General features: G+C 54.5%; 24 protein-coding genes. 18 read left to right on the top strand and 6 right to left on the bottom strand.

Annotated features, from left to right (window positions below; genetic code table 11):
- Positions 1 to 96: 96 nt before the first annotated feature.
- Positions 97 to 879 carry a carbon-nitrogen family hydrolase gene (locus MKY64_RS24610; RefSeq protein WP_340956391.1) on the bottom strand — a complete coding sequence of 261 codons (783 nt, stop codon included), beginning with the start codon at positions 877 to 879 and terminating at the stop codon, positions 97 to 99.
- 108 nt (positions 880 to 987) lie between these two features.
- On the opposite strand from MKY64_RS24610, the gene MKY64_RS24605 reads away from it, so the two are divergent.
- The 7 genes from MKY64_RS24605 (at position 988) to MKY64_RS24575 (ending at position 7,118) form a co-directional block, all read left to right on the top strand.
- Complete coding sequence (locus tag MKY64_RS24605) at positions 988 to 1,416, top strand: MarR family winged helix-turn-helix transcriptional regulator (protein ID WP_051477777.1); 429 nt, start codon at positions 988 to 990, stop codon at positions 1,414 to 1,416.
- Positions 1,417 to 1,457: 41 nt separating this feature from the next.
- The gene (locus MKY64_RS24600; protein ID WP_155991204.1) at positions 1,458 to 2,093 is read left to right on the top strand and encodes a nitroreductase family protein; all 636 of its coding nucleotides are present in this window, start codon (positions 1,458 to 1,460) and stop codon (positions 2,091 to 2,093) included.
- Positions 2,094 to 2,130: 37 nt separating this feature from the next.
- Complete coding sequence (locus MKY64_RS24595) at positions 2,131 to 2,427, top strand: putative quinol monooxygenase (RefSeq protein ID WP_076083848.1); 297 nt, start codon at positions 2,131 to 2,133, stop codon at positions 2,425 to 2,427.
- A 285-nt stretch (positions 2,428 to 2,712) separates the two neighbouring features.
- Complete coding sequence (locus tag MKY64_RS24590) at positions 2,713 to 4,341, top strand: phospholipase D-like domain-containing protein (RefSeq protein WP_340956389.1); 1,629 nt, start codon at positions 2,713 to 2,715, stop codon at positions 4,339 to 4,341.
- A gap of 67 nt (positions 4,342 to 4,408) precedes the next feature.
- Positions 4,409 to 4,789 (top strand): hypothetical protein, encoded by a 381-nt coding sequence (locus MKY64_RS24585; protein ID WP_339312580.1) that lies wholly within the window; start codon positions 4,409 to 4,411, stop codon positions 4,787 to 4,789.
- Between the two features lie 116 nt (positions 4,790 to 4,905).
- Entirely contained in the window at positions 4,906 to 5,232 is a 327-nt protein-coding gene (locus tag MKY64_RS24580; protein ID WP_036700195.1) for an ArsR/SmtB family transcription factor, read from the top strand.
- 107 nt (positions 5,233 to 5,339) lie between these two features.
- On the top strand, positions 5,340 to 7,118 hold the full coding sequence (locus tag MKY64_RS24575; RefSeq protein ID WP_036722225.1) for a SulP family inorganic anion transporter: 1,779 nt from the start codon (positions 5,340 to 5,342) through the stop codon (positions 7,116 to 7,118).
- A 116-nt stretch (positions 7,119 to 7,234) separates the two neighbouring features.
- Here MKY64_RS24575 and MKY64_RS24570 read toward each other — a convergent pair whose 3' ends face one another.
- Positions 7,235 to 7,513, bottom strand: a complete 279-nt coding sequence (locus MKY64_RS24570; protein ID WP_445671734.1) for an ArsR/SmtB family transcription factor — start codon at positions 7,511 to 7,513, stop codon at positions 7,235 to 7,237.
- Positions 7,514 to 7,720: 207 nt separating this feature from the next.
- On the opposite strand from MKY64_RS24570, the gene MKY64_RS24565 reads away from it, so the two are divergent.
- Both MKY64_RS24565 and MKY64_RS24560 read left to right on the top strand, forming a co-directional pair.
- The gene (locus MKY64_RS24565; protein WP_340956385.1) at positions 7,721 to 8,149 is read left to right on the top strand and encodes a nuclear transport factor 2 family protein; all 429 of its coding nucleotides are present in this window, start codon (positions 7,721 to 7,723) and stop codon (positions 8,147 to 8,149) included.
- A 138-nt stretch (positions 8,150 to 8,287) separates the two neighbouring features.
- On the top strand, positions 8,288 to 8,995 hold the full coding sequence (locus MKY64_RS24560; protein ID WP_340956383.1) for a DUF1361 domain-containing protein: 708 nt from the start codon (positions 8,288 to 8,290) through the stop codon (positions 8,993 to 8,995).
- Here the strand turns inward: MKY64_RS24560 and MKY64_RS24555 are convergent.
- Positions 8,992 to 9,357, bottom strand: a complete 366-nt coding sequence (locus tag MKY64_RS24555; protein ID WP_036722238.1) for an MGMT family protein — start codon at positions 9,355 to 9,357, stop codon at positions 8,992 to 8,994. The two genes, MKY64_RS24560 and MKY64_RS24555, sit on opposite strands and share 4 nt — an antisense overlap.
- A 292-nt stretch (positions 9,358 to 9,649) precedes the next feature.
- On the opposite strand from MKY64_RS24555, the gene MKY64_RS24550 reads away from it, so the two are divergent.
- The 9 genes from MKY64_RS24550 to MKY64_RS24510 all read left to right on the top strand — a co-directional run bounded on the left by MKY64_RS24550 (position 9,650) and on the right by MKY64_RS24510 (position 19,331).
- Positions 9,650 to 11,197, top strand: a complete 1,548-nt coding sequence (locus MKY64_RS24550) for a spore germination protein (protein WP_340956379.1) — start codon at positions 9,650 to 9,652, stop codon at positions 11,195 to 11,197.
- Positions 11,194 to 12,351: a Ger(x)C family spore germination protein gene (locus MKY64_RS24545; RefSeq protein WP_340956376.1), complete on the top strand. Its 1,158-nt coding sequence runs from the start codon at positions 11,194 to 11,196 to the stop codon at positions 12,349 to 12,351. Before MKY64_RS24550 ends, MKY64_RS24545 begins: the two co-directional genes overlap by 4 nt.
- A gap of 2 nt (positions 12,352 to 12,353) precedes the next feature.
- Entirely contained in the window at positions 12,354 to 12,557 is a 204-nt protein-coding gene (locus MKY64_RS24540; protein ID WP_036722240.1) for a hypothetical protein, read from the top strand.
- Positions 12,558 to 12,584: 27 nt separating this feature from the next.
- Positions 12,585 to 13,709, top strand: a complete 1,125-nt coding sequence (locus MKY64_RS24535) for a GerAB/ArcD/ProY family transporter (protein ID WP_036722242.1) — start codon at positions 12,585 to 12,587, stop codon at positions 13,707 to 13,709.
- Positions 13,710 to 13,832: 123 nt separating this feature from the next.
- Entirely contained in the window at positions 13,833 to 14,453 is a 621-nt protein-coding gene (locus MKY64_RS24530) for an alpha/beta hydrolase (RefSeq protein WP_036722244.1), read from the top strand.
- A gap of 56 nt (positions 14,454 to 14,509) precedes the next feature.
- On the top strand, positions 14,510 to 15,310 hold the full coding sequence (locus tag MKY64_RS24525; RefSeq protein WP_340956372.1) for a phosphotransferase family protein: 801 nt from the start codon (positions 14,510 to 14,512) through the stop codon (positions 15,308 to 15,310).
- Positions 15,311 to 15,358: 48 nt separating this feature from the next.
- Positions 15,359 to 15,904, top strand: a complete 546-nt coding sequence (locus MKY64_RS24520) for a DUF1697 domain-containing protein (protein ID WP_340956371.1) — start codon at positions 15,359 to 15,361, stop codon at positions 15,902 to 15,904.
- Between the two features lie 163 nt (positions 15,905 to 16,067).
- Positions 16,068 to 18,263 (top strand): glycosyltransferase family 39 protein, encoded by a 2,196-nt coding sequence (locus MKY64_RS24515; RefSeq protein WP_340956367.1) that lies wholly within the window; start codon positions 16,068 to 16,070, stop codon positions 18,261 to 18,263.
- An 84-nt stretch (positions 18,264 to 18,347) separates the two neighbouring features.
- Positions 18,348 to 19,331: a glycosyltransferase family 2 protein gene (locus tag MKY64_RS24510; protein WP_340956365.1), complete on the top strand. Its 984-nt coding sequence runs from the start codon at positions 18,348 to 18,350 to the stop codon at positions 19,329 to 19,331.
- A gap of 75 nt (positions 19,332 to 19,406) precedes the next feature.
- Here the strand turns inward: MKY64_RS24510 and MKY64_RS24505 are convergent, their stop codons facing one another.
- The 3 genes from MKY64_RS24505 to MKY64_RS24495 form a co-directional block, all read right to left on the bottom strand.
- Positions 19,407 to 19,973 carry an FAD-dependent oxidoreductase gene (locus MKY64_RS24505; protein ID WP_340956361.1) on the bottom strand — a complete coding sequence of 189 codons (567 nt, stop codon included), beginning with the start codon at positions 19,971 to 19,973 and terminating at the stop codon, positions 19,407 to 19,409.
- A 169-nt stretch (positions 19,974 to 20,142) separates the two neighbouring features.
- Positions 20,143 to 21,612 (bottom strand): sensor histidine kinase, encoded by a 1,470-nt coding sequence (locus MKY64_RS24500; protein WP_340956359.1) that lies wholly within the window; start codon positions 21,610 to 21,612, stop codon positions 20,143 to 20,145.
- Entirely contained in the window at positions 21,609 to 22,295 is a 687-nt protein-coding gene (locus MKY64_RS24495; protein ID WP_339253325.1) for a response regulator transcription factor, read from the bottom strand. Before MKY64_RS24495 ends, MKY64_RS24500 begins: the two co-directional genes overlap by 4 nt.
- Positions 22,296 to 22,580: the final 285 nt, after the last annotated feature.

Here is a 22,580-nt window from a genome sequence, read left to right as displayed (position 1 = left end):
GGGTGAGCGGGCCTGAGACAGTCCAAGAGGCTGATTGCGGGGGCAAGAGATGCCGCCCCCCTGCGATCAGCCTCTACATATCCCCTGCAGCCCCAACTACATATACAACTCCGGGCGCCGGTCCGCGAAGACCGGGATCTGCCCCCGTACCTCCCGGACCCGGGCGAGGTCAAGCTCGCCGCGGAGGATCTCTTCGCCCCCGGAGGCCTCGCTGACAATCTCGCCCCACGGATCGATGATCAGGGAATGTCCAGCGAAGGTATTCGCCGGATCTGCCCCTGCCCGGTTACATGCTACAACGTAGCACTGGTTCTCAATCGCCCTGCTGATCAACAGCGCGCGCCAGTGAGAGAGGCGGGGCAGCGGCCATTCGGCGCTGATGAACAGGATCTCGGCCCCTGCGGCCATATGAACCCGGACCCATTCCGGGAACCGGATGTCGTAGCAGATCAGCCCGGCACAGGAGATACCGTCCAGCGTGAACAGTCCCTTGGCTGCGCCGGGCTGGAGGTAGAGATGCTCCTCCATCAGCTTGAACAGATGCAGCTTGCTATACTCCCCGGTGCACGCCCCGCTGCGGTCAAAGACATACATACTGTTCGTAATGCCGCCGTTCTCCTGCCTGACGGCAATGGAGCCGGCAACGATATTCACGCCGTATTCCCGGGCCAGACCTGATATCAAGGCACCCGTGGTATGTCCGCCGGGATCTGCGATTTCGCCCAGCCGGGTCAGGTCATATCCCGTTGTCCATAGCTCGGGAAGAATAATGCAGTCTGGACTGCCGGCGGTAGCCTCACGAATTTTGCGCTCAGCGGCAGCATAATTCACCTCCGGTTTGCCAAATGCTATATCGAGCTGAATCAGGGCTATTTTCATACTGGCAGCCTCCTCCAAAAATTATTAGTTGACGGGTCAATGAATTGGGTGTAAAGTATGTTTTGTCGAAAAGGTTTTGCACAATTTATTTGCGTGAGGGGGTTAATCTTGAGCGAAGTTCAGCCCGATGAACATAAGATCTTCGAACTGCTACAGGCCCTGCACAAAGAAATCGGCCCCAAATTCGAGCGCTGCGCCGGCATGACTCCGACCCGCTTCAGGCTGCTGCAAGAGCTGTACCGGATTTCCGAGATCAGTCAGATTTCCCTGCAAAAGCTTCTGGAAATCGATGCAGCAGCGGTTACCCGCCACTTAAAAGGGCTTGAAGAGAACGGGATGATCGCCCGCCGCAATAATCCAGCCGATAATCGGGTGACTCTCGTCTCCCTGACTGGTCAAGGCCGTGAGCATATCAATGCCTACCGGGAGAACAAGACCGAGTTCATCAGCGATCTGCTGAACGGATTCAATGAACAGGAGCGCACTGTGCTCGCAGAGATGCTTACCCGGCTGCAATATAACATTAATTTACTGTAGCCGGAAACAATAATCAAACCATTTTAAAGGAGCAAATTATCATGAACACTACCAAAAACAATGATTACATCAGCATTATTACAGGACGCCGCTCTATCCGCAAATATGATTCATCCGTCAAAATCAGCAAAGAGGAAATGACAGAGATTCTTACTGAAGCCACGCTGGCGCCTTCCTCCGTGAATATGCAGCCTTGGCGTTTTGTGATCATCGAAAGCCCGGAAGCCAAAGCTAAGCTGGCCCCTATTGCCAAGTTCAACCAGACTCAGGTCGAAACCTCCGCAGCGGTGATTGCCGTATTCGGTGATATGAATAACTTCGATTACGCTGAACAAATCTACGGAACGGCTGTAGAACGCGGACTTATGCCTGCCGAGGTGAAAGAAAGACAGCTGGCCGCCCTGGGCGCCCACTTTGCCAAGCTGCCCGCAGATGTGAACAGAGAGACGGTGATGATTGACGCCGGTCTGGTCTCCATGCAATTGATGCTGTCCGCCCGCGCACACGGGTATGACACCAATCCGATCGGCGGATTTGAAAAGGATCAGATCGCTGAAATGTTCGGTCTGGACAAAGAACGCTACATTCCGGTCATGCTGATTTCGATCGGCAAAGCACTGGAAGAGGGCTACGCCTCCGTCCGTCTGCCTATTGACACGATTGCCCAGTGGAAATAATTCTCTATACCCATGAAATTCTAGGAGGAATATCCAAATGATTATTATCCATGCGCTGCTTCATGTGAATCCTGCACGGGAGGAAGAGTTCCTGGCCACAGCGAAGCCGCTGATTGCCGCCACACACGAAGAAGAAGGGAACCTGTCCTACGAGCTGTATAAGCATGCAGCAGACGGAAGTCTCTATATTATGGTTGAGACCTGGCGTGACCAGGCCGCCGTTGCCGCTCACAACACAAGCCCTCACTTCACCGGCTTCGCCGCCAAAGCGGGAGAGTTCCTGACCGCACCGCTTGATGTTAAGGTGTATAGCGCTGAGGAATTGAGCAAATAATTACGTTATCAAGTGATTAACCCTATACAATCTGGAATCCCGGGATGCTCCGGCAGTCTAATGACTGCTGCGGCATCCTTTTTTTAAGAGAATAATTTATATGTTTTGGGGTCCCCGCAAAGTTTTTGAGTCATCATCGAAGCTAAGGCCCCACTTTGTGGGATTATTTTGATAGGTGCCATGCCGTTTATAAAACGTACAAGCCGGGTATCTTACCTTACCCTTACTTGGCTTGTCATTTGCTGACGAAGCAAGGCGGGGAAGAACGAAGGAGATGAAGACAGCATGACTAATCTACATAATAATCACCGGTTAACCTCAATCCCTGCTGCTGCCGAGCAGGACGGGCAGCTTCAGCAGGATCTCATAGATTACGTGAATTATCATATTTCGGGCGGCTCCCTGGCCTCGCTTACCGAAGGCGCGGAAGAGGCTGAGCCGGCGTTTACCCCTCTTTTGCAAAATGATACCGCACGCGCTTACCGGCAGGAGTGCGGTGGCGTCATAACCGATATGCAGCAACTCGGGCAACTGCCGGGTATAAGCCAGGAATGGCTTAATCAGCTCGCGGATACAGTAGCAGGACTCGATTCCGGTAAGCTCAGGGCTCTGGCCCCGCAGACCACCCGGCATAACCGGGTAGATCCTTATGTGAACGGGCCACAATGTCTGGACATGCTGCTCGGCGAGATCGGCAAGGCTGAGCGTTACATTCATCTGTCCGTGATGCTGTTCTTCAATGACCATTCAGGGAACCTTATCGCTAGTGAGCTGCTTCATGCACTTGAACGCGGAGTAGAGGTTAGAATCATGGTGAATTATACGGTCACTGCGCTCGGATACGGCCAGAACCTGGAGGTGGGGCAATTCTCCAAGATTGCCGGGCGTCTGGAGCAGGCAGGTGCAAAACTGCTGGATACCTTCCACTCCTATTACGGTGCAGAGGAATGGGCTGCGAAGCGCAAGGTGCTGAAGTCACAAGGCGTGCCTGAGAGCATCCTTTTTCTGCAGGATAAGGTTCAGGAGGATGTGGAGGTGACCGGGCTGAATGTGATTGACCACCGCAAATTCATGATTATAGACGGAATAACTTCCATTATCGGCAGTCTGAATATCGGGGACCAGTATACGTTCGCCACCCCCATTCAGGAAGCCCCGGATCAGCAGGTGGATGGACGTCCGCTCGGTATCCCCGCGAAGGAAGAGGAGTGGCATGACGGCTGCTTCCGCATTCAGGGGGCTGTGGCCCAGTCGCTGAACGCTGTTTTTCACTCCAGGTGGCTGCTGCTCGGGGGAGATCACTTTGACCTGGCGTCACCCTTCTATCGTCCTGCGGTGGACTATGCGTTCGGGGAGGAGGAGTGCACGCTCTTCGCGAGCTTTCCCGGCAACCCGGTGAATCTGATTCAGCAATATATTCTGGATGTGATCACCTATGCAGCCGATGAGACCCTTATTGTGAATCCGTATCTGATCGATCAGGCCTTCTGGGACCGGCTGGGTGAAGTGGGACCGGAGCGTGCCTGCCATCTTACCATCTGCAATCCGCTGGAGATTAATGACCATCCGACGAACCGGGCGGCGGTGCGCAGCAACATGTACGTTCCCTTTTGTAACGGCGTATCCTTCTATGATTATAGTGCGACTGAACGCTTCTCCCACTGGAAAATCATCTACGACCACAGAGCGCAGGCGGTATTTCACGGCTCTTATAATATTAATGAACGGAGTGCCTGCCATGATTACGAGCTGGGCCTGCTGGTGAAGGGCAGAAGCCTCGCGGAGAAGGTGAAGCGCATGATTGATTATGACCTCAGCGTATCGCGCCAGATCACTGACAAACACGAGTTCTTCAAGCATCCCTGGCTGCATCCCAGCACATATCTGAACAAAGCAACGCAGAATTACACCTGATATCCTCTCCGGCGCCTGGTCATGTATAATGACGTTATACTAATGAACGAAGATGGAGCTAATGAAGATGAACATACACATTCTTGGACAAGGTCCCCGGACCGGAGAAATCAGATTCGCGGCAGCGGAATGGGGGGAAGCCAGAGCCATCTGGTGCGGACCGCCTGTTCAGCCGGGTGAGGAATGGGTGGCAGAATGGGAGCTGCCGGCGCTGTTCATGAGCTGGGTCGATATTGTGCCTGCTCCCGGCGGTGCCTTTGGCCTGCGTATCGAAGGGGACACGGTCATCCTGACAGGCGTGCTGGAAAATATAGAGGAGGACGGCACAGGTTATCTGCGGATCGGCCGCGACCTGATCATGTTCGAATGCCTGGGTGAACCGATGGCGCTGGGCGGCTTCGTCGAGCTGAGGACCCGTGAAGCGAGGCTGTATCCGGTGAATCTGTAGGGGCCGCAGGGCCCCCGGCGGACGAACTATTTCCTGTCCCGGCATAGCCACCTTCAGGCAAATGAGCTAATATAATATAGATTGAAACAAGTAACAGCATAAGGAGCAGAAGTCTGATGAACAGCGATATTCAACAATTTAAGACGGAATTCTTCAAGGCGCTGGCGCACCCGATGCGGATTCGGATTCTGGAGCTGCTTAGCGAAGGCGAGAAGAATGTGAACGAGCTGCAGGCGATCCTGGGGTCGGAAGGCTCTGCGGTATCCCAGCAGCTGGCCGTCCTCAGGGCCAAAAATGTGGTCACCAGCGTCAAGGAAGGGACCACTGTCATCTATGCCCTACGTGATCCTCTGATTAAGGAGCTTTTGGCTGTAGCCAGACAGATCTTTGACAATCATCTGGTGAGTACCATTTCCCTGCTTGAAGGCATCCGCAGCGAATAACCCCGGGCTCCGGGGGGCGGATTACCCCGTTGACAAGAGCAGCGGGCAGGAGTAATGTGGGTATTATATTCAAATAATCAGATATTCAGAGAAAAGAAGGTTATAGGATGACAGGGTGGGGCCGTTTCAAAGGCTATAACATTGCTTCGCTGCGCAAGGATATCATTTCAGGGACAATCGTCGGCGTTATTGCCATCCCGCTTGGGATGGCATTTGCTATTGCTTCCGGTGTGAAGCCGGAGTACGGAATCTATACAACCATTGTGGCCGGCATACTGATTTCCTTATTCGGCGGGTCCAGGTTCCAGATTGGCGGGCCTACGGGTGCATTCATTCCTATTTTGTTCGCTATTGCCATGCAGTACGGGTACGAGAATCTGCTGATTGCCGGAATGATGGCCGGGGTGATTCTTGTCTTGATGGGTGTTCTGCGGCTGGGGGTATTGATAAAGTTCATTCCGAAGCCAGTGACCATTGGTTTTACAGCGGGGATTGCCGTTATTATCTTCAGCGGGCAGATTGCGAACTTCCTTGGCCTGAGGGACATGAAGCGGCATGAGAGCTTTATCGACAATATGAAGGAGATCGGGGCGCATCTCTCCACAATCAATCTGTACAGCATTTTGACTGCGGGAGTATGTCTCGGCGTAGTGGTGCTGGGGTTGCGGTTTGCCCCGAAGGTGCCGGGTTCTCTGATTGGACTGTTGTGTGCCACGGTTATCGCAGCCCTGTTCTTCAGCGGCAAGGTGACGACCATCGGCTCCGCCTACGGAGATATCCCGAATACACTCCCCAGCTTTCACTTCCCGGTCATTACGTGGGAGAAAATCAAGCTGCTGATCCGTCCGGCCTTTGTCATTGCGCTGCTGGGGGCCATTGAGTCGCTGCTCTCCGCAGTCGTGGCCGACGGCATGTCGGGCAGCCGCCATGACAGCAACCGTGAGCTGATCGGCCAGGGGGTCGCCAATATCGCCGCGCCGCTCTTCGGCGGGATACCGGCTACCGGTGCGATTGCCAGAACTGCCACCAATATACGCAGCGGTGCCGCTTCTCCGCTCTCCGGGATCATTCACGGTGTGGTGGTGTTCCTGATCCTGCTTCTGTTCGCCCCTTACGCCTCCAGCATTCCGCTGGCAGCGATGGCTCCGATTCTGATGGTCGTAGCCTGGAATATGAGTGAACGCAAGGAATTTCTCCACCTGCTGAAGCTGAAGACCGGGGATTCACTGGTGCTGGCGATTACCTTCCTGCTGACGGTATTCGCTGATCTGACCGTGGCGGTAGAGGTGGGGCTGATCCTGGCCGTTGTGCTCTTCGTCAAGCGTATGGGTGAGGTGCATAGAATCTCCAAGGTGCTGCCTGACCCGTCTTCCGTCAAGGTCGAGGCCCATATGGTAACAGAGAGCCACGACTGTCCGCAGATCGGAATCTACAATGTGGAGGGACCGCTGTTCTTCGGCGCTGCCTACCGCTTCGACCACACCATGCCCGAGCTCGGCCCGGATCAGCCTAAGCTTATCCTGCTGCGTATGGGCAAGGTGCCGCTGATGGATACGACAGGCGAGGCCAATCTGGCAGCGCTGGTGAAGGAGCTGCAGGCCGCTGGCGGCAGACTGATGATCTCAGGCATCCAGAGCCAGCCGCTGGAGCTACTCAAGAGAACGGGGCTGTACGACCGGATCGGTGCTGCCCAGTTCTATGATCATACCGGCGAAGCGATCAATGAAGCGCTGGGCAGCGTGAATCCGAGCCGGTGCCGGGGCTGTGCGCATGCGGCCTTCAGAGAATGCAGCGCCCTCTCGGGGCTGGAGGAATCCTCATCGCGCAGCGCTGCCTTCAAGGGGCGCACTCCGGCGGTGGCCCGCAAGCTCAGCGGCGGGGTATAATCCTTGTAATCCGGAAAAAGAAATCGCCTTTTTGGTAAAATGGAGGGTCCGCCTTCCATTCCAAAAGGAGCGATTTCTTTGTCGTTTAATATACCAAGTCCCCGCTTTATCATATATTATTCTAAGTCTCCTGTGTGCAGAATCATTTCGACCAGACCTGGGAAACGGGTATTTAAATCATCTTTTCTGAGCGAATAAAAGTGCTGTTTGCCTTCTATGCGCGGCTGGATAATTCCAGCTTCACGAAGCATTTTAACGTGATGGGACAACGTTGATTTTGAGATGTGGTCGACTTCAAAGGCGGAGCAGCGTTTCTCGCCAGAACTGGCTAGACAATAGGCAATCTTCATACGCAACGGGTCACCTAATGCATTACAGACCGTGGTCAGATGCATCTCTGAAACTGTAGGTATCGATAAATTTCTCATAAGGTAGATACTAGCATATTCAATATCTTCTTTCAATGTTCGAAAATTTTCGAATTATCATTTACGTTGCTTATAGAGTGTGATATAGTTCTTCTTATGTTGAATAGTTCGAAAATATTCGAACTATAAAACCCGACTAAATATAACACTACAGAAAATTCAGGAGGTAATAAAATGTCTAACACAACAACTGCCGGTAATACCACTAACGCTCAACACACGGATAAGAACATAACCATGTTAAATAACTATTTCCGTTTGTATGATGCCTCCCGCACCGACGATCGGGCTATGCAAGATTTGTTGTCACTGTTCACGCAGGATGCTGAAATTGTGTCGGGCGGGAGAAGCCGCACAGGATTCGAGGTAGTGATTAAGACTTTTTATGAACACAACAAAGACATTAAACATATGTGGGACGCATGGGTACGTCAGCCTGACGGCAGCTACCTGACCAACTGGGCAGTATGCGGACAAGCTGCCGATGGCACGGTCTATGCGAAGGCGGGTATAGATATTATGCGTGTGAATGATATGGGGCAGATTACGTATCTGAAGAACGTGCAGACGACTGAGGATGAGTACAGTGAATTTAATTCGTAAGCGAAATGTATGAAAAGACGGCAAAGCCGTTTCCACTTATCACCGGATTCCCCGTAAACCCTCCCGTATTGGACACTCCCGCCCCATATTTGTACAATTATATCATTGGACTATATCGAGGTTAGGAGATTATCCTTCATGAGAGAACTGAATTATACCAAGGTGTTCATCCTTCTGGCTGCTATGACGGGGGCAACGCTTGCGGTGTACCGCGTAGTTTCCCTGCAGACGGATACGTTCTATGCCTTTCTGCTCTGGAATCTGTTTCTGGCTTGGGTGCCGTTCTTCTTCTCCATGGCTGCGCATGAGCTGGATAAGCGGAAGATCGGGGGGCTGCTGATTTTGCCGCTGGGCGTAGCCTGGCTGCTGTTTTTTCCGAATGCGCCTTATATTATGACTGACCTGATCCATCTGACTGTCCGCAAAAGCAAGTATATCGTCGGCGGAACGATCCAGAACCGGTACTGGTATGATCTGACCACCCTCCTCCTGTTCACCTGGAGCGGCTGGCTGACCGGATTCTTCTCCCTGTACCAGTTCCAGCACGTGATCTACCGGAAAAGCAACATGCTGCTCTCGTGGGTCTTCGTCCTGTTCGCCTGTGTCATGGGCGGCTACGGCGTCCTGCTTGGCAGAGTCTACCGGCTGAACAGCTGGGATGTGCTGACGGACCGCCATCAGCTCTACCGGCTGGTCTTGGACAGTCTGAACCGGCAGTCAGTGTTCTTCAGCCTGTTCGTCGCCTTTGTGCTGCTGGTGATCTATGCCACGATGTATTGCCTGCTGAACGGGCTGGCGGGCGGGAGCCGCAGGAGTTATTCCGAGTGCCGGAGGAAGATAGGTTAAGTGTCCTCCTCATCGCCGAGTTCAGGCGGAAGCTCCATGTCCATCTCCAGCTCAGGAGCCGGAACATACTGGTAGCGCTCCAGGTCAACCACGCCCCGTTCATCGAAGATAACGCCCTCTCCGGTTAAATATAGCTGCTGCAGGGAGGCGGATTCGTCTTCGGTGAGCGAGATCATTCCTTTGGCGTTGATGACCCTGTGCCACGGCAGCTTGTACTTCCTGCTCATGGAATGCAGAATGCGCACGACCTGCCGGGCCGCCCGGGGACTTCCGGCCGCCCGGGCAATCCCGCCGTAGGTCATGACGGAGCCTTCCGGGATCGACTGAATAATGAGAATAACTTTTCGCGTGAATGGTGTCATTTTATGTGCTCCTTTTACCTTTCTCTGTAACAATCCCACCGCTGTTATCTAACTGTACTAACCATAACATAAAGCGGCTGCTGCAAGGAGCATTTGCCTTAGTGGAGCAGCGGCTGACGATATCATACGAAGCCTGGACTCAACCGGCCCCTCTTTTACAGAGCGGGCTTATTTGCTGTGCCGTTCAAGGTCCGGGCGGCTTCTGCTTCTCCTATCCAGCAAATTCTGGCGAATAGGAGTTAGAGAGACGGGGGATAATCAGAGCAATAGATCTCTGAGGGGAGTGATAGCGGTGAAGAACAAGCAACCTGCACTGAACAGCGAAGCTGCCGGTACCCTATCAGCGCATCCTCCACTAAGCCCTTCGCTGGAGGAGACGGTGGATCGGCTGCGGAAGATATTCAATAACGACGGGACACTAAGAGTAAGGATTATAGAGAACAGCCAGGGCGCTTCCGTCCGCTGCGGGCTAATCTATGTCGATGGAATGGTGGACCGGAATCTGATTCAGACGGGGATTATCAAGCCGATACTCGCCTACCAGCCCGCAGAAGAAGAGCACCGGGACCCTAAGGTTCTGATGGAGAGAATACGGTTGACTGTCATTGATACCCCAGATGTCATGGTCTCCGAGGAGATAGATGGACTGATCGGGGCGGTCGTCAGCGGGAAGGCGGTGCTGCTGCTGGAAGGCTATGCCGGAGGGCTTCTCATCAATGTTCAGGGATGGGACTCCAGAGCGATAGAAGAGCCTACTACAGAGAAAACGGTGCGTGGCCCCCGTGAGGGCTTCACCGAATCGCTGCTTGTGAATCTGACCCTGATCCGCCGCAGGGTGCGCGACCCGGATCTGAAATTTGAATTCACGGAAATCGGAACACGCAGCAAGACGCAGACCTGTATCTGCTATATGGGGAGCCTGGCCTCTCCCGACATTATTAAGGAGCTGTATGACAGGCTGGAGAAGGTGGAGCTTGATCTGATTCTGGACACGGGTTATCTGTCCGAGCTGATCCGTGACGAGCCCTACTCTCCGTTTGAAACCGTTGGAAGTACCGAACGGCCGGACACACTTGTGAGTAAAATCATGGAGGGCCGGGTTGCGGTCCTCGTCGAAGGCACCCCTTTTGCGCTGACCGTTCCTTATGTATTCGTTGAGAACTTCCAGGCCAGTGAGGATTATTATATCAACTATTATTTTGCATCGTTTAACCGTGTGCTTAGAGTGTTGGGCGCCTTCATGTCGATCAGTATTCCGGCCGCTTATATTGCCCTTGTAACCTATGCCCAGGAGATGGTCCCCACTCTGCTCCTGCTTAGTATTGCGACTGCCAGGCAATCGGTGCCTTTTCCAACCATAGTGGAAGCGCTGCTTATGCTGACCATCTTCGAGGTGCTGCGGGAAGCGGGGGCACGGATACCGACATCGATTGGCCAGGCTGTAAGCATTGTCGGGGCGCTGGTGCTGGGCCAGGCTGCTGTGGATGCGCGGATTGTCAGTGCGCCGATGGTCATTGTGGTGGGATTGACAGGGATAACGACGCTGCTCAATCCGAGGCTGACCGGACCGCTGATCATCGCCAGACTGGTGCTGCTGGGCACAACCTTCTTCCTGGGCCTCTACGGGTATTTCTTCGGTCTGCTCGGTCTGGTCATTCACCTAATGAGCCTGCGCTCCTTCGGCGTCTCATACATGCTCGGGGTAGGCTCGATCCGCCCCCAGGATATTAAGGATACAACCGTCCGGGCGCCCTGGTGGGATATGAACTTGCGCCCTGCGGTGATTGGCATGCGCAACCGGAGACGGAAACCGGCCAAGAGACCGGTCAAGCGGTCATGAGATCTCTGCTGAGAAGGTGTACCTCTCTTATCGCACTGTTGCTGCTGCTGAGCCTGGGACTCACCGGCTGCTGGAATTATGCCGAGGTGGATGATATGGCGATTGTCGCCGGTGTGGCCATTGATAAGAATGAGAATGGGAAGCTGCTGCTTACAGCAGAGGTAGTGGATACAGGCGGGTCGGCGGACAAGGCCCAGGCGGGCTACAAGATGGTCAGCCTCAGCGGGAATACGATGTTTGAGATCGTCCGCAATATGATCTCTATGACAGGCAAGAAGCTTTTCTGGAGTCATGCGAAGGCAATCATCATCAGTGAGGAAGCGGCCAGAGAGGGGCTGGTCAAAGTCATTGACTGGTACAGCCGGGACACGGAGACCCGGTCGGATGTGTTCATCTTCGTGTCCGGAGAGAAGACGGCCCGCGAGGTGCTCAATCTGAACAGTACCACGGAAGCGATCCTGTCCTTTGAATTGGCCCAGATGATGCGTGACGAGAGGTATACGAATACCGCCCCGACTGTGGAGATCTGGGATTTCATCGATAAGCTGGAGACCTCGGGGATCAATGCGACGGCCCCAATCATTCATATTCACCGGAAAAATGGTGAGGAGAGCGAAAGGGTGGCAGGTACCGCCGTATTCGTGAAGGACCGGATGGTGGGCAAGCTGAGCGGCAATGAGACGAAGACGATGCTTATCGTCAAAAATGTACTGAAGGGTGGGGTGCTGGCTGTAGATGATAAGCGGGGGAATCCCGCGTATTCGCTGGAGATTATCTCCAATCAGACCAAGCTGAAGCACCAAATGGTGGATGGCAAGCTCCAAATAGACATTCGTACTGTAACCAAGACAGGGCTGGATGAGGTGATGACACCGGATGGATTCCTTAAGGATGAGACGCTTCAAGATATCGAGCAAAGGGCAGCCGAGCAGCTGCAGGCAGATATTCTTGCGTTAGTTCATAAGATGCAGCAGCAATATGAGGCTGATATTTTTGGCTTTGGCGAGAGCTTGTACGAGAACCAGCCTAAGCTCTGGGACAATGTGAAGGACCGCTGGCCTGAGGTCTTTGCCGGTCTTGAAGTGAGCGTCAAGTCCAAGGTGACGATACAGAGCAGTGCCAAGACTTCGCGGGCCATCCGGCTGGGGGATTAAGCATGGTCATTTACGTGGTATTAATCTACGCATTGATAGCGGTCATTGATCCGTATGGGCTGCGGAAGAAGGGAATGAAGCGGGATTTCCTGGTCTGCTCCGCCCTGTATCTGATCTCCTTCGCGCTGGCCTTCGCCTTGTCGATGCACTGGGAGATTCCCAGTCCGTCCCCGCTGTTTGTGGATTGGGTGAAAAAGCTATATTAGAGCGCACCGCTGAAGGAGGAGGAGAGTGTGAGCAAAGAGACTATTCCGGCTGGCCAGTCGATCAGCATCGCTGTATTATTTGTCACCGGTGCTTCATTGTTCCTGGGAACCTCGTCACAGTCCGGCAACAGCAGCTGGATTGCCCAAATGTTGGCGATTCTGCTGGCGATTCCCCTTATGCTGATCTATGCAAGACTCCATGTCCTGTTTCCGGGCAAGGATCTGTATGACATGCTGATTGAAGTGTTCGGCTCCGTCCTGGGACGGATGCTCTGTTGTCTGTATATCTGGTATGCTTTACATCTGGGCGCGCTGGTGCTGCGCAATTTCGGGGAGTTCAGCAAGACCGTGGCTTTAACCGCAACTCCGATGCTCGCACCCATGCTTATGATTGGCCTGCTCTGTATGTGGGTGGTCCACGCCGGGATCGAGGTGCTTGGAAGAAGCGCCAAATTCCTGCTGCTGTTCTCGCTGATTGTAATTGTGATCTTACAACTACTCTCCGTACCCAAATTTGAATACCATCATTTGAAGCCGCTACTCCATACCAGATTCAACCTTATTCTTGCAGATACAGCAGGCTCGTTCACCTTCCCTTTTGCCGAGATTGTAGTCTTCCTTGGCGCATTCAGCGCTATTCCGGCCAAGGGCTCTGCCAAGCGGGTGCTGGTCAGCAGCACATTGATTGCAGGGGGGATCATTATTATGATCACGCTGCGCAACCTGCTGATGCTCGGCCCTGATATTCTGTCCAGCCTGTACTTCCCCTCATACGTGGCGGTCAGCCGGATTAACATAGGCGATTTCGTTACCCGGATCGAGGGCTCGGCGGCCATTGTGTTTGTTACGGCGCTCTTCGTCAAGGTCAGTCTGTGCCTGTATGTAACCTGCAACGGGGTAGCGAAGGTATTCAAGCTGGGGAGCTACCGGTCTGTAGTGCTTCAGATGGGGCTGATCATGATCTATCTGTCGGACTTCATATATTCCAATATTATGGAAATGGAGGAGTTCGCTTATCACATCTACAAGGTATATGCCCTCCCGTTCGAAGTGGTGATTCCTGTGGTACTATGGATTACAGCCGAGCTTCTTGCCCGCAGAAGGAACAGTAGACACAAGGCCCTTCCAGAGCAGCAGCCGGAAGGTTCATAGAGCAGCGTCAGCTATTCAGCCCCGCCCTGCGGGGCTGTCCGGTTTTCAACCTGTGCTGAAGTTAGCTATAATGAGAGGCAAGAGAGAATCTCATAGAACAGGTAGGAAAGGCGTGGATGATAGATGAGCGTATCCAGCATTGTAATGTCCTCACATTGGGGCAGAGAGGTCAGACATAAGCTTATTACGCAAGGCTCCAAGATGCTGGCTGTGGTGTTTCCGGGACAGAATTATTCCGCCGAGCGGCCGCTGCTGGATTATGCGGGCAAGCTGGCCCGGGAATACGGCTGTGACCTGCTGCTGCTTGAATACGGCTACCAGGCTGCGAGAGTATCCTTCAAGCGCGAGGAGATTGATATTGTTGCCGAGGAATGCAAGATTGCGCTTGCTTCACTTCCCGACTACGAGCAGCTTTTGTTCATCAGCAAGAGTATGGGGACGATTATTGCGGGTAAGGTTGCGTCGGAGCCCGGAGTGGGCGAGAAGGTCTCGCATCTGTTCCTTACACCTGTTCCCGAGAGCCTTCCGTTCATACGGCAGAGCCGGGGCAGTGTAATTTATGGCGGGAGTGACCCGATGTTCACCGGGCAGCATCCTGCCGAGCTTAGCAGCATGAAGCAGGTAAGGGTATACAGGATTGACGATGCCAACCACGCTCTGGAAGTGGATAGCGTCAACGAATCACTGGCTGTGCTGCTGGTTATTATTAATTTCTATCATGAGTTTTTCCGCGATTCACTATAAAGGGAGATGAGAGCATTTACTCGCGGATCAGTCTGGATTAGCCTGGAGGGCTTGATATGCAGGGGAAGGTAATCGGTCAAGGCAGAACGGCGGAAGTGCTGGAGTACGGGGAAGGAAAGATTCTTAAGCTGTACCGCGATGACGTTCCGGAAGAGCATGTGGACTTAGAATACCGTTTCAGTAAATGGGTCTATGAACAAGGTGTTGCTACTCCGCAGCCCCATGAGCGGGTAGTGGTAGAGGGCAGACCGGGAATTGTGTATCAGCAGATCGCCGGTCCTACCCTGTTACAGCAGATGAACCGGAAGCCGTGGCTGAACTTCAGCGGCTTCAAGCAGATGGCCGGCCTGCATAATAGCCTTCATCAGCTCGATGGCATGGGCGAAGCAGGTGCGCAGAAGCAGCGGCTGGAGCAGCAGATTATCGCCGCGCCCATGCTTGAGACGGAGGAGAAGACGCAGATTCTGTCCCGGCTCGCACAGCTGCCTGACGGGGAGAAGCTGTGTCATGGAGATTTTCACCCGGACAACATCCTGATGGACAGCAAGCTGTGGGTGATAGACTGGATGACCGGTGTCCGCGGCAATCCTGCAGCAGATGTTGCACGTTCGGTGATCATGTTCAGTATCGGGTCCATGCCTGAGTCGGCTTCTGTGTTCACTAAGGGGTTCTTAGGGTTCGCCAGGAAGCGGCTGACCGCGCAATATGTCCGCAGATATCTGAAGCTGTCAGGCTTGACGCTTGCAGATATCAACCCGTGGATACTGCCGGTAGCAGCCGCACGGCTGGTTGAAGGACTTCCGGTTCCCGAGAAGGAACTGCTGGTCCGCGAGATCCGCAGACGCATGAGAGCATAGCGCTGCGGGCAACAGAATAATAGATGATATTGAGAAGGCGGAACGCAGATGAATACATACATTGCCTTACTGCGCGGCATTAATGTCGGCGGCAACAAAATCATTAAGATGCAAGAACTGAAGGCGATGTTCGAAGCGCTTAAATATGAGCATGTGCGCACCTACATTCAGAGCGGCAACGTTGTGTTCGAGAGTGAAGGAGCCTCCGCTTCCGGGCTTGCCGGGACCATCAGCCAGCGGATCCAGGAGACCTTCGGCTTTGAGGTGCCTGTAATCATCCGTTCTCTGGAGGAGCTGGAGGCGGCCATTGCTGGCAACCCGTTCCCGCAGAGTGAGCCGGAAGCCTACAAGCGCCTGTACGTCTCGTTTCTGGCAGCGGAGCCAGCCGCTGAAGCACTGGAGAAGCTCCGTCCCTATGAGGATGGAGCCGATAAGGTGCGGGTGATCGGCAGGGAGCTGTATGCCTTCTATGAAGTGAGTGTGAGCGAGTCGCCGCTGTTCAAGGTGTCATTCGACAAGCTGCTGGGAACGGCGCTTACCGCGCGCAACTGGAACACCCTGAACAAGGTAGCAGCGCTGGCCCGTAAGCCGTAAAGGAAATAGTTGCTCTCCCAAATACCCCACCAGGATATATCTCTTGGTGGGGTATTTGGCGTGTCCGGCACGTTCAGCAAACATTCAGCGGGCATTCATTGCCGGTTAAGGTACGGATGCCATAATACACCTAAGAAATGAACGAATCGGAGTGGATCAAACGATGAAAATACTGAAGAGGCCGGGTACCGATGTTGTACTGGTAATGATTATGCTGCTGGCAGCCGTCCTGTACGGATACGGAATCTGGAATGACCAATATGCGAATACGTACTATACAACCGCAGTGGGCAGCATGCTGCAGAGCTTCCATAACTTCTTCTTCGCTTCCCTGGATTCAGCAGGGTCTGTAACAGTTGATAAGCCGCCGGTAACCTTCTGGCTGCAGACCTTAAGTGCACTGGTCTTCGGCCTGCATGGCTGGAGTGTCATTCTGCCGCAGGTGCTTGGCGGTGTAGGCTCGGTACTCTTAGTCTATCTGCTGGTGAAGCCTTCCTTCGGACGGGCGGCGGCACGGCTTGCAGCGCTCGTTATGGCGGCCACCCCGGTAGCAGCGGCGGTAAGCCGGACGAACAATATTGATGCGCTGCTGGTATTCACTTTACTGCTGGCAGCATGGTTTCTCTTCAGAGGCACCCGGACCCACCGGCCGGGTAGCCTGCTCGCCGCCTTCGGGCTTATCGGTGTCGCCTTCAATGAGAAGATGCTGCAGGCGTATATGGTTCTTCCGGCCTTTTATCTATTCTATCTTTTGGCAGCCCAGGTGAACTGGAAAAAGAAGACAGGTACCCTTGCAGCCTGCACTGCCGTACTGCTGGCAGTGTCTCTATCCTGGGCTGTAATTGTCGATTCCATTCCGGCAGATAAGCGGCCTTACATCGGGAGCAGCGGCACCAATTCTGTGCTTAATTTGGCTTTTGGCTATAATGGTGTGTCCCGCTTGACCGGTGACCGCGGGGCAGGCGGAAGCGGTGGCTTCGGTGGCGGTATGCCCGGAATGAACGGGGAAATGCCGGAATTCGGCGGTGAATTCCCGCCCATGGATGGAGCTGGCGGGCAAGGGGGCGCAGACGGACAAGGGACGATGAACGGCCGTGATTCCGCTGCCGGGGACAATCAGAGCCGTGACAGCGGCGGGACTGCTCCAGGCCAGGACGGACGCGGTGGCGGAATGGTGCCGGGCGGTCAGGACGGCGGACGGCGCGGAGAAGGAGCGGAAGGCGGATTCGGCGGGTTCGGCGGCCCGAACGGACGCGGAGGGATGAACGGCGGCGGCATGTTCAACACAGGCACTGCCGGTCCGCTGCGGCTGTTCCAGCAGGAGCTGTCCGGCCAGGCGAGCTGGCTGCTGCCGTTCGTGCTGTTTGGCAGCATCGGGATCTTGGCCAGCCTGCGCCGCAGGAGCTTCACCCGGCAGCATAAGGAAGCCCTGTTCTGGCTGGCCTGGCTGGTTCCGGTCATGGGATTCTTCAGCATTGCCGGCTTCTTCCACCAGTACTACCTGATTATGATGGCTCCGCCGGTGGCGGCGCTGGCAGGTGCAGGCTGGTCTCAGCTCTGGAGCTACTATAAGGAACGGAAGGACTGGCTGTCCTGGCTGCTGCCCGCAGCGGTGCTGGCTACAACGGTGCTTGAGGTGTACATTATCCGTCCGTATGACGATACCATCGGCAGCGGCTGGTCCGTGGGCATACTGGCAGCAGGTATTGCAATGACAGTAGTGCTAATAATTCTGCGGCTGCTGAAGGCGGTACGGGGTAAGCATTCCTGGCTACATGCTGCTGCGGTAACAGGGTTCCTGGTGCTGCTGATTGGCCCGCTCTACTGGGCATTTACACCGATTGTCTATGGAAATAATAGCATGACTCCAGCAGCAGGACCGGATAGCGGCAGCCCCTTCGGGATGGGGGCAATGAGCAACATGCCCAACATAGCCAACATGCCCGACATAGCCAACATGGGCGGCATGGGGGGGAGGAATAACGCTGCCGGTATCAATGAGTCTCTGCTGACCTATCTCAAGGAGCATAATACCGGCGAGAAATATCTGTTCGCAGCGATGGATTATGGAACGGCAGGCCCGTATATCATCGACGAAGGGGAGCGGGTCGTCATCCTGAACGGCTTCAATGCGTCAGATACGCCCTACACCCCAGCCACTCTGAAGGAGCTTGTAGAGAGCGGGCAAGTGAAGTACTTCCTGGTCACCAGCGGCGGCATGGGCGGGATGCGGGGCGGCGGCAGCTCGGAGATTACGGAATGGATTACCGCGAACGGGACGGAGGTTCCGGCCGCAGACTGGCAGGGAACGCAGAACAGCGGCAATGCCGGAACCTTGTACGAGATCACCCTGAACTAACCTGCGTGAGCAGGAGATCAGGAAGCGCGTATATCCGGCCGTGTGCCGGCGCGCTTCCTTACTACTTTTAAGGAGGAGCTGCCCATGAGTGTTCAAGTGCGCTATTCCATTATAATACCGATGTTCAATGAAGAGGCTGTTATTCAGGAGACCTACCGGCGCATCAAAAAAGTAATGGGCATAACAGGCGAGCCCTACGAGCTGATCTTCGTCAATGACGGCAGCACGGACAACTGCGCGCAGATGATCGAGGAATACAGCTATTGGGATGAAAGTGTGAAGCTGATCGATCTGTCCCGCAATTTCGGGCATCAGGTCGCTATTACCGCAGGTATGGATTATGCGCTGGGCGATGCGGTCGTGATCATTGACGCGGATCTCCAGGACCCGCCCGAGCTGATTCCGGAGATGATTGCGGAGTGGAAGCAAGGCTACCAGGTCGTGTGTGCCAAGCGGATCAAGCGAAACGGAGAGTCCCTGTTTAAAAAGTGGACAGCCAGCTTATTTTACCGGGTGCTGCGTTATTCAACAGATATCTCCATTCCGGTGGACACCGGTGATTTCCGCCTGATGGACCGCAGAGTCTGCGATGAGATGAAGCGTCTGCCGGAGAAGAACCGCTTCGTGCGCGGTCTGGTCAGCTGGGTCGGATTCCGCCAGAAGGCGATAGAATACGAGCGGGAGGAGCGTCTGGCCGGAGAGACCAAATATCCATTCAGACGGATGCTGAAGCTGTCGCTGGACGGGATTACCTCCTTCTCTTATAAGCCGCTGAAGCTGGCGGGTGTTCTTGGAGCACTGCTGTCCGTATCCGGGTTTCTGTACCTGATGTATGTGCTGTATCTGGCGCTCTTTACGGATGCGGCCGTGAAGGGCTGGGCATCGATGATCGGGATCACCTTGACCTTCAACGGGTTCGTGCTGCTCATGCTGGGTATTCTGGGGGAGTATGTCGGACGGATCTATGATGAATCGAAGGGCCGTCCCCTCTACATCGTTCAGGAATTCTACAGCGGCAGGCCGCAGCAGAGCGCGCAGGAGCAGAGAGTCGCCAGTCTCAACAAATAACCATATTCCTTCCACATCAAAAAACCGCCTCTCCTCCAAAAAGGAAAGGCGGTTCTTATGTAACAGCTGTATCTGCTAAGCCTTCAGCAAATCGTGATCGACATAACGTGCGCCGTTCAGCTCACTGATAATGTTAACGGCAACCTTGGCGCCGTCCCCGGCAGTGATAATCGCGTGGACACTCATTCCGGCAACGGTTCCGGCGGCCCAGATTCCGTTGATGTTGGTTCTGCCTTCCGGTGTGGCGGCGATCACCGTCTTGATTCTTGGCTCCGTACCTTCTTTGGTCGTTACCCCGGCTGCGGCAGCCAGATCCGTCAGAACACCTGTCGCCAGCACGACATGCTTAGCTTCATAAGCAGCTCCGCTCTCTGTCCCGATGACGAAGCCCTCACCGCTGGCTTCCAGTGAGGTCGCCTGTCCGGCAACCAGCTCGGCCCCGAACTTCACGGCCTGCTTATGTCCGGTTTCTACCAGATCAGGTCCGCCGATCTCGCTAATTCCGTAATAATTCTCATACCATCCTCTGCGGGTCATACCTTTGTCGTTGTCAATCAGCAGTGTTTTTTTGCCGGCCTTGGCAGCAAACAGGGCTGCGCTTGCACCGGCAGGACCGGCTCCGATAATGGCGATTTCGTACATGAGATACCCTCCTAAAAGTTTTGATAGCATAACCCCTCATGGAACCACTTCGCAAAACTCACTTCGGAAGCATATGCTTTAAGTTTTGATAGCATAAACCTCATTAATTCACTTAGCAAAACTCGCTTCATTCCTGCCTACTATTATATCGCTATTTACAGCTCATTGGCTAATCCTGCAGGCATGGAAGGGAGACCTTGAAGGCAGCGCCCTCACCCGGAGCGCTGGATACTGTCACCTCTCCGTGATGCGCTTCGGCAATGGACCTCGTAATCGATAATCCAAGCCCGGAGCCGCCGTATTTGCGTGTGCGGGAGGAATCGCTGCGATAGAAGCGGTCGAAGACATGCGGGAGATGCTCCGCAGAGATGCCGGAGCCGTTATCCTTCACGGTCAGCTCTGCCAGTTCTCCTGCGGCGTGCAGAGATATATGGATGATGCCCTTGACCGCATCGGTATGCTGAACCGCATTGTGGAATAGATTAAGAAGAACCTGTCTGATCTGGTCAGGATCAACCAGGCACTGGATGCCGCAGGCCAGGTCGAAGACGACCTGCCGCTCTCCGGCCAGTACCCGCAGCTGCGCCTGCATGTCGTCGATCAGCTCGCCCAGCAGTACCTGCTTGACCTGCAGCCGGGGGGCACCGTCCATCCGGGCGAGCAGAAGCAGGTCCTCCACCAGCTTGTTGATCCGCTTGGCTTCACCGTGCATGCTGCTGAGCGCGCTGTAGAGCTGTTCCCGGTTATCGGCAGCTCCGCGCAGCAGCACCTCCAGGAAGCCGTAGATGGACGTCAGCGGCGTCCGCAGCTCATGGGAAGCATCGGCGGCGAACCGGCGCATCTGCTCTTTCGCCTCCCGCTCATTCTTGAACGAAATCTCCAGCCGCTCCAGCATGCCGTTGAAGGACTGGGAGAGCTGGTCGATCTCAAGCTGGCCCTGCTCCTCGGGGAACCGCACATTCAGGTTGCCGGCATCGATAATCTGGGCCGAACGCCCCATGTTGGATAAGGGGACCAGCGTCTTGCGCAGCGTAGGCAAATACAGCAGCAGCCCGGCCAGCAGAGCCGCTACCGACAATGCGCCGAAGATAAGCAGCTGCTGCAGGATGACATCCCTCAGCGGTCCGGTCTCCACTGTCATCTGCAGAAGCATCCGGGCAGCACCGGGCCTGCCCAGATTCATGAAGACAGCCAGATGTCCGCTGCCATCCCCGGCGGTAATCAACTGGTAATTCCCGCCCCTCTTGTCCTGGGGGAGCTTCAACAGCTGGTCATAAGCCTCATTACTCATTCTCGGTGCAGGCGAAGCGGACAGAGTCTCTTCCTTCAAATCCATGAAGCCGCCATCCTGATTGTAGATAGCGAGGGTAGTATGGGCGTCCAGCAGCAGGGGACGACGGTCTCCTCCGGGTCGTCTGTTACCTGCATTATTGAAGATTTCAAATGGCACAGAGCGTATCTGGGTCTCCATCGCCTCTGCCCGGTTGCTGTATATGAAATTTCGCATGAGTACATACTGGAGTGTGCCGATCAGTATAAGCAATCCTGAGAGAATGAACAGCGAGGTGACGAGCAGCTGCTTGCGCAGGGAACGCGGAGCATGGAATCTGCCCGTGAATCTACGGGTCCGGGCAGTCATACCAGATCCACCCGGTACCCCGCCCCGCGCAGGGTGCGGATGATCCGGTGCTCCTTGTCGCCGAGCTTCTCCCGGAGGGAGCGGATATAGACCTCCACGATATTCTCCTCTCCGCCGAAGTCATAGCCCCACACCTTGTCCAGAATCATCGGCTTGCTCAGGACCAGTCCGTGGTTGATCACCAGATACTGCAGCAGCTCATATTCGGTCGGAGACAGCTCCAGCACCTCCTCCTTATGGCGGATCTCCTTGCGGCGGCCGTCAATCCGGAAGGGGCCGCAGCGGACCTCGCCGAGCAGGCCGGGGAACTGGTTGCGCAGCCGGGCCTGAATCCGGGCCAGCAGTTCCTCGAAGCTGAACGGCTTCACCATGTAATCATCTGCGCCCAGGGACAGGCCCGTGACGCGGTCGTCCACCTCATCCCTCGCGGTCAGCATAATGATCGCCACCTCTGCTTCCTCAGCGCGGAGGCACCGGCAGACCTCGAATCCGTCCATGCCGGGCATCATCACATCGAGAATAACGACATGCGGCTTGAAGTCGGCCGCTGCTGCCAGGGCCTCAGCGCCATCGGCGGCGGTCTGTACCTCAAAGCCTTCGTTAATTAGGCCCAGCTCCAGAAACTGAAGGATATGAGGCTCATCATCCACCAGGAGTAGCCGGACACCTTGGGCTGCTTTCATTAGCAATTCCTCCATATCCAGTAATTAAGTAAGTATAGTATGTCCATAGTTTGAAGCTACAGGTTGAAGGTTTGCTGAAAATAGGTCTTTGGAGCCAAACCTTCGATTCATTCGCGCTGATTGCGGTTAATCATATTAATCTAATTATAGTGATTTATCGCGCCATGAATATGAAATATAGTTAGAAATTACTCAGTTTAAGGCGGGCAATAAAGGGTTTTGACGGCGGGTATAGAACACTATTAGAATAAAGGATACAACCTGGTTTTTGCTTTTGATTCGGCT

The organism is Paenibacillus sp. FSL R7-0210 (genome assembly GCF_038009085.1).
GTDB lineage: Bacteria > Bacillota > Bacilli > Paenibacillales > Paenibacillaceae > Paenibacillus_AQ > Paenibacillus_AQ silagei.
Note: the sequence above shows the minus strand (reverse complement) of the source record. Positions and strands in the feature narration are given on the sequence as shown.

Coding starts and splice junctions, on each gene's coding strand:
- MKY64_RS24610 (WP_340956391.1), bottom strand. CDS start 879: ATGAAAATAGCCCTGATTCAGCTCGATATAGCATTTGGCAAACCGGAG.
- MKY64_RS24600 (WP_155991204.1), top strand. CDS start 1,458: ATGAACACTACCAAAAACAATGATTACATCAGCATTATTACAGGACGC.
- MKY64_RS24595 (WP_076083848.1), top strand. CDS start 2,131: ATGATTATTATCCATGCGCTGCTTCATGTGAATCCTGCACGGGAGGAA.
- MKY64_RS24590 (WP_340956389.1), top strand. CDS start 2,713: ATGACTAATCTACATAATAATCACCGGTTAACCTCAATCCCTGCTGCT.
- MKY64_RS24585 (WP_339312580.1), top strand. CDS start 4,409: ATGAACATACACATTCTTGGACAAGGTCCCCGGACCGGAGAAATCAGA.
- MKY64_RS24580 (WP_036700195.1), top strand. CDS start 4,906: ATGAACAGCGATATTCAACAATTTAAGACGGAATTCTTCAAGGCGCTG.
- MKY64_RS24575 (WP_036722225.1), top strand. CDS start 5,340: ATGACAGGGTGGGGCCGTTTCAAAGGCTATAACATTGCTTCGCTGCGC.
- MKY64_RS24570 (WP_445671734.1), bottom strand. CDS start 7,513: ATGCATCTGACCACGGTCTGTAATGCATTAGGTGACCCGTTGCGTATG.
- MKY64_RS24565 (WP_340956385.1), top strand. CDS start 7,721: ATGTCTAACACAACAACTGCCGGTAATACCACTAACGCTCAACACACG.
- MKY64_RS24560 (WP_340956383.1), top strand. CDS start 8,288: ATGAGAGAACTGAATTATACCAAGGTGTTCATCCTTCTGGCTGCTATG.
- MKY64_RS24555 (WP_036722238.1), bottom strand. CDS start 9,357: ATGACACCATTCACGCGAAAAGTTATTCTCATTATTCAGTCGATCCCG.
- MKY64_RS24545 (WP_340956376.1), top strand. CDS start 11,194: ATGAGATCTCTGCTGAGAAGGTGTACCTCTCTTATCGCACTGTTGCTG.
- MKY64_RS24540 (WP_036722240.1), top strand. CDS start 12,354: ATGGTCATTTACGTGGTATTAATCTACGCATTGATAGCGGTCATTGAT.
- MKY64_RS24530 (WP_036722244.1), top strand. CDS start 13,833: ATGAGCGTATCCAGCATTGTAATGTCCTCACATTGGGGCAGAGAGGTC.
- MKY64_RS24525 (WP_340956372.1), top strand. CDS start 14,510: ATGCAGGGGAAGGTAATCGGTCAAGGCAGAACGGCGGAAGTGCTGGAG.
- MKY64_RS24520 (WP_340956371.1), top strand. CDS start 15,359: ATGAATACATACATTGCCTTACTGCGCGGCATTAATGTCGGCGGCAAC.
- MKY64_RS24515 (WP_340956367.1), top strand. CDS start 16,068: ATGAAAATACTGAAGAGGCCGGGTACCGATGTTGTACTGGTAATGATT.
- MKY64_RS24510 (WP_340956365.1), top strand. CDS start 18,348: ATGAGTGTTCAAGTGCGCTATTCCATTATAATACCGATGTTCAATGAA.
- MKY64_RS24505 (WP_340956361.1), bottom strand. CDS start 19,973: ATGTACGAAATCGCCATTATCGGAGCCGGTCCTGCCGGTGCAAGCGCA.
- MKY64_RS24500 (WP_340956359.1), bottom strand. CDS start 21,612: ATGACTGCCCGGACCCGTAGATTCACGGGCAGATTCCATGCTCCGCGT.
- MKY64_RS24495 (WP_339253325.1), bottom strand. CDS start 22,295: ATGAAAGCAGCCCAAGGTGTCCGGCTACTCCTGGTGGATGATGAGCCT.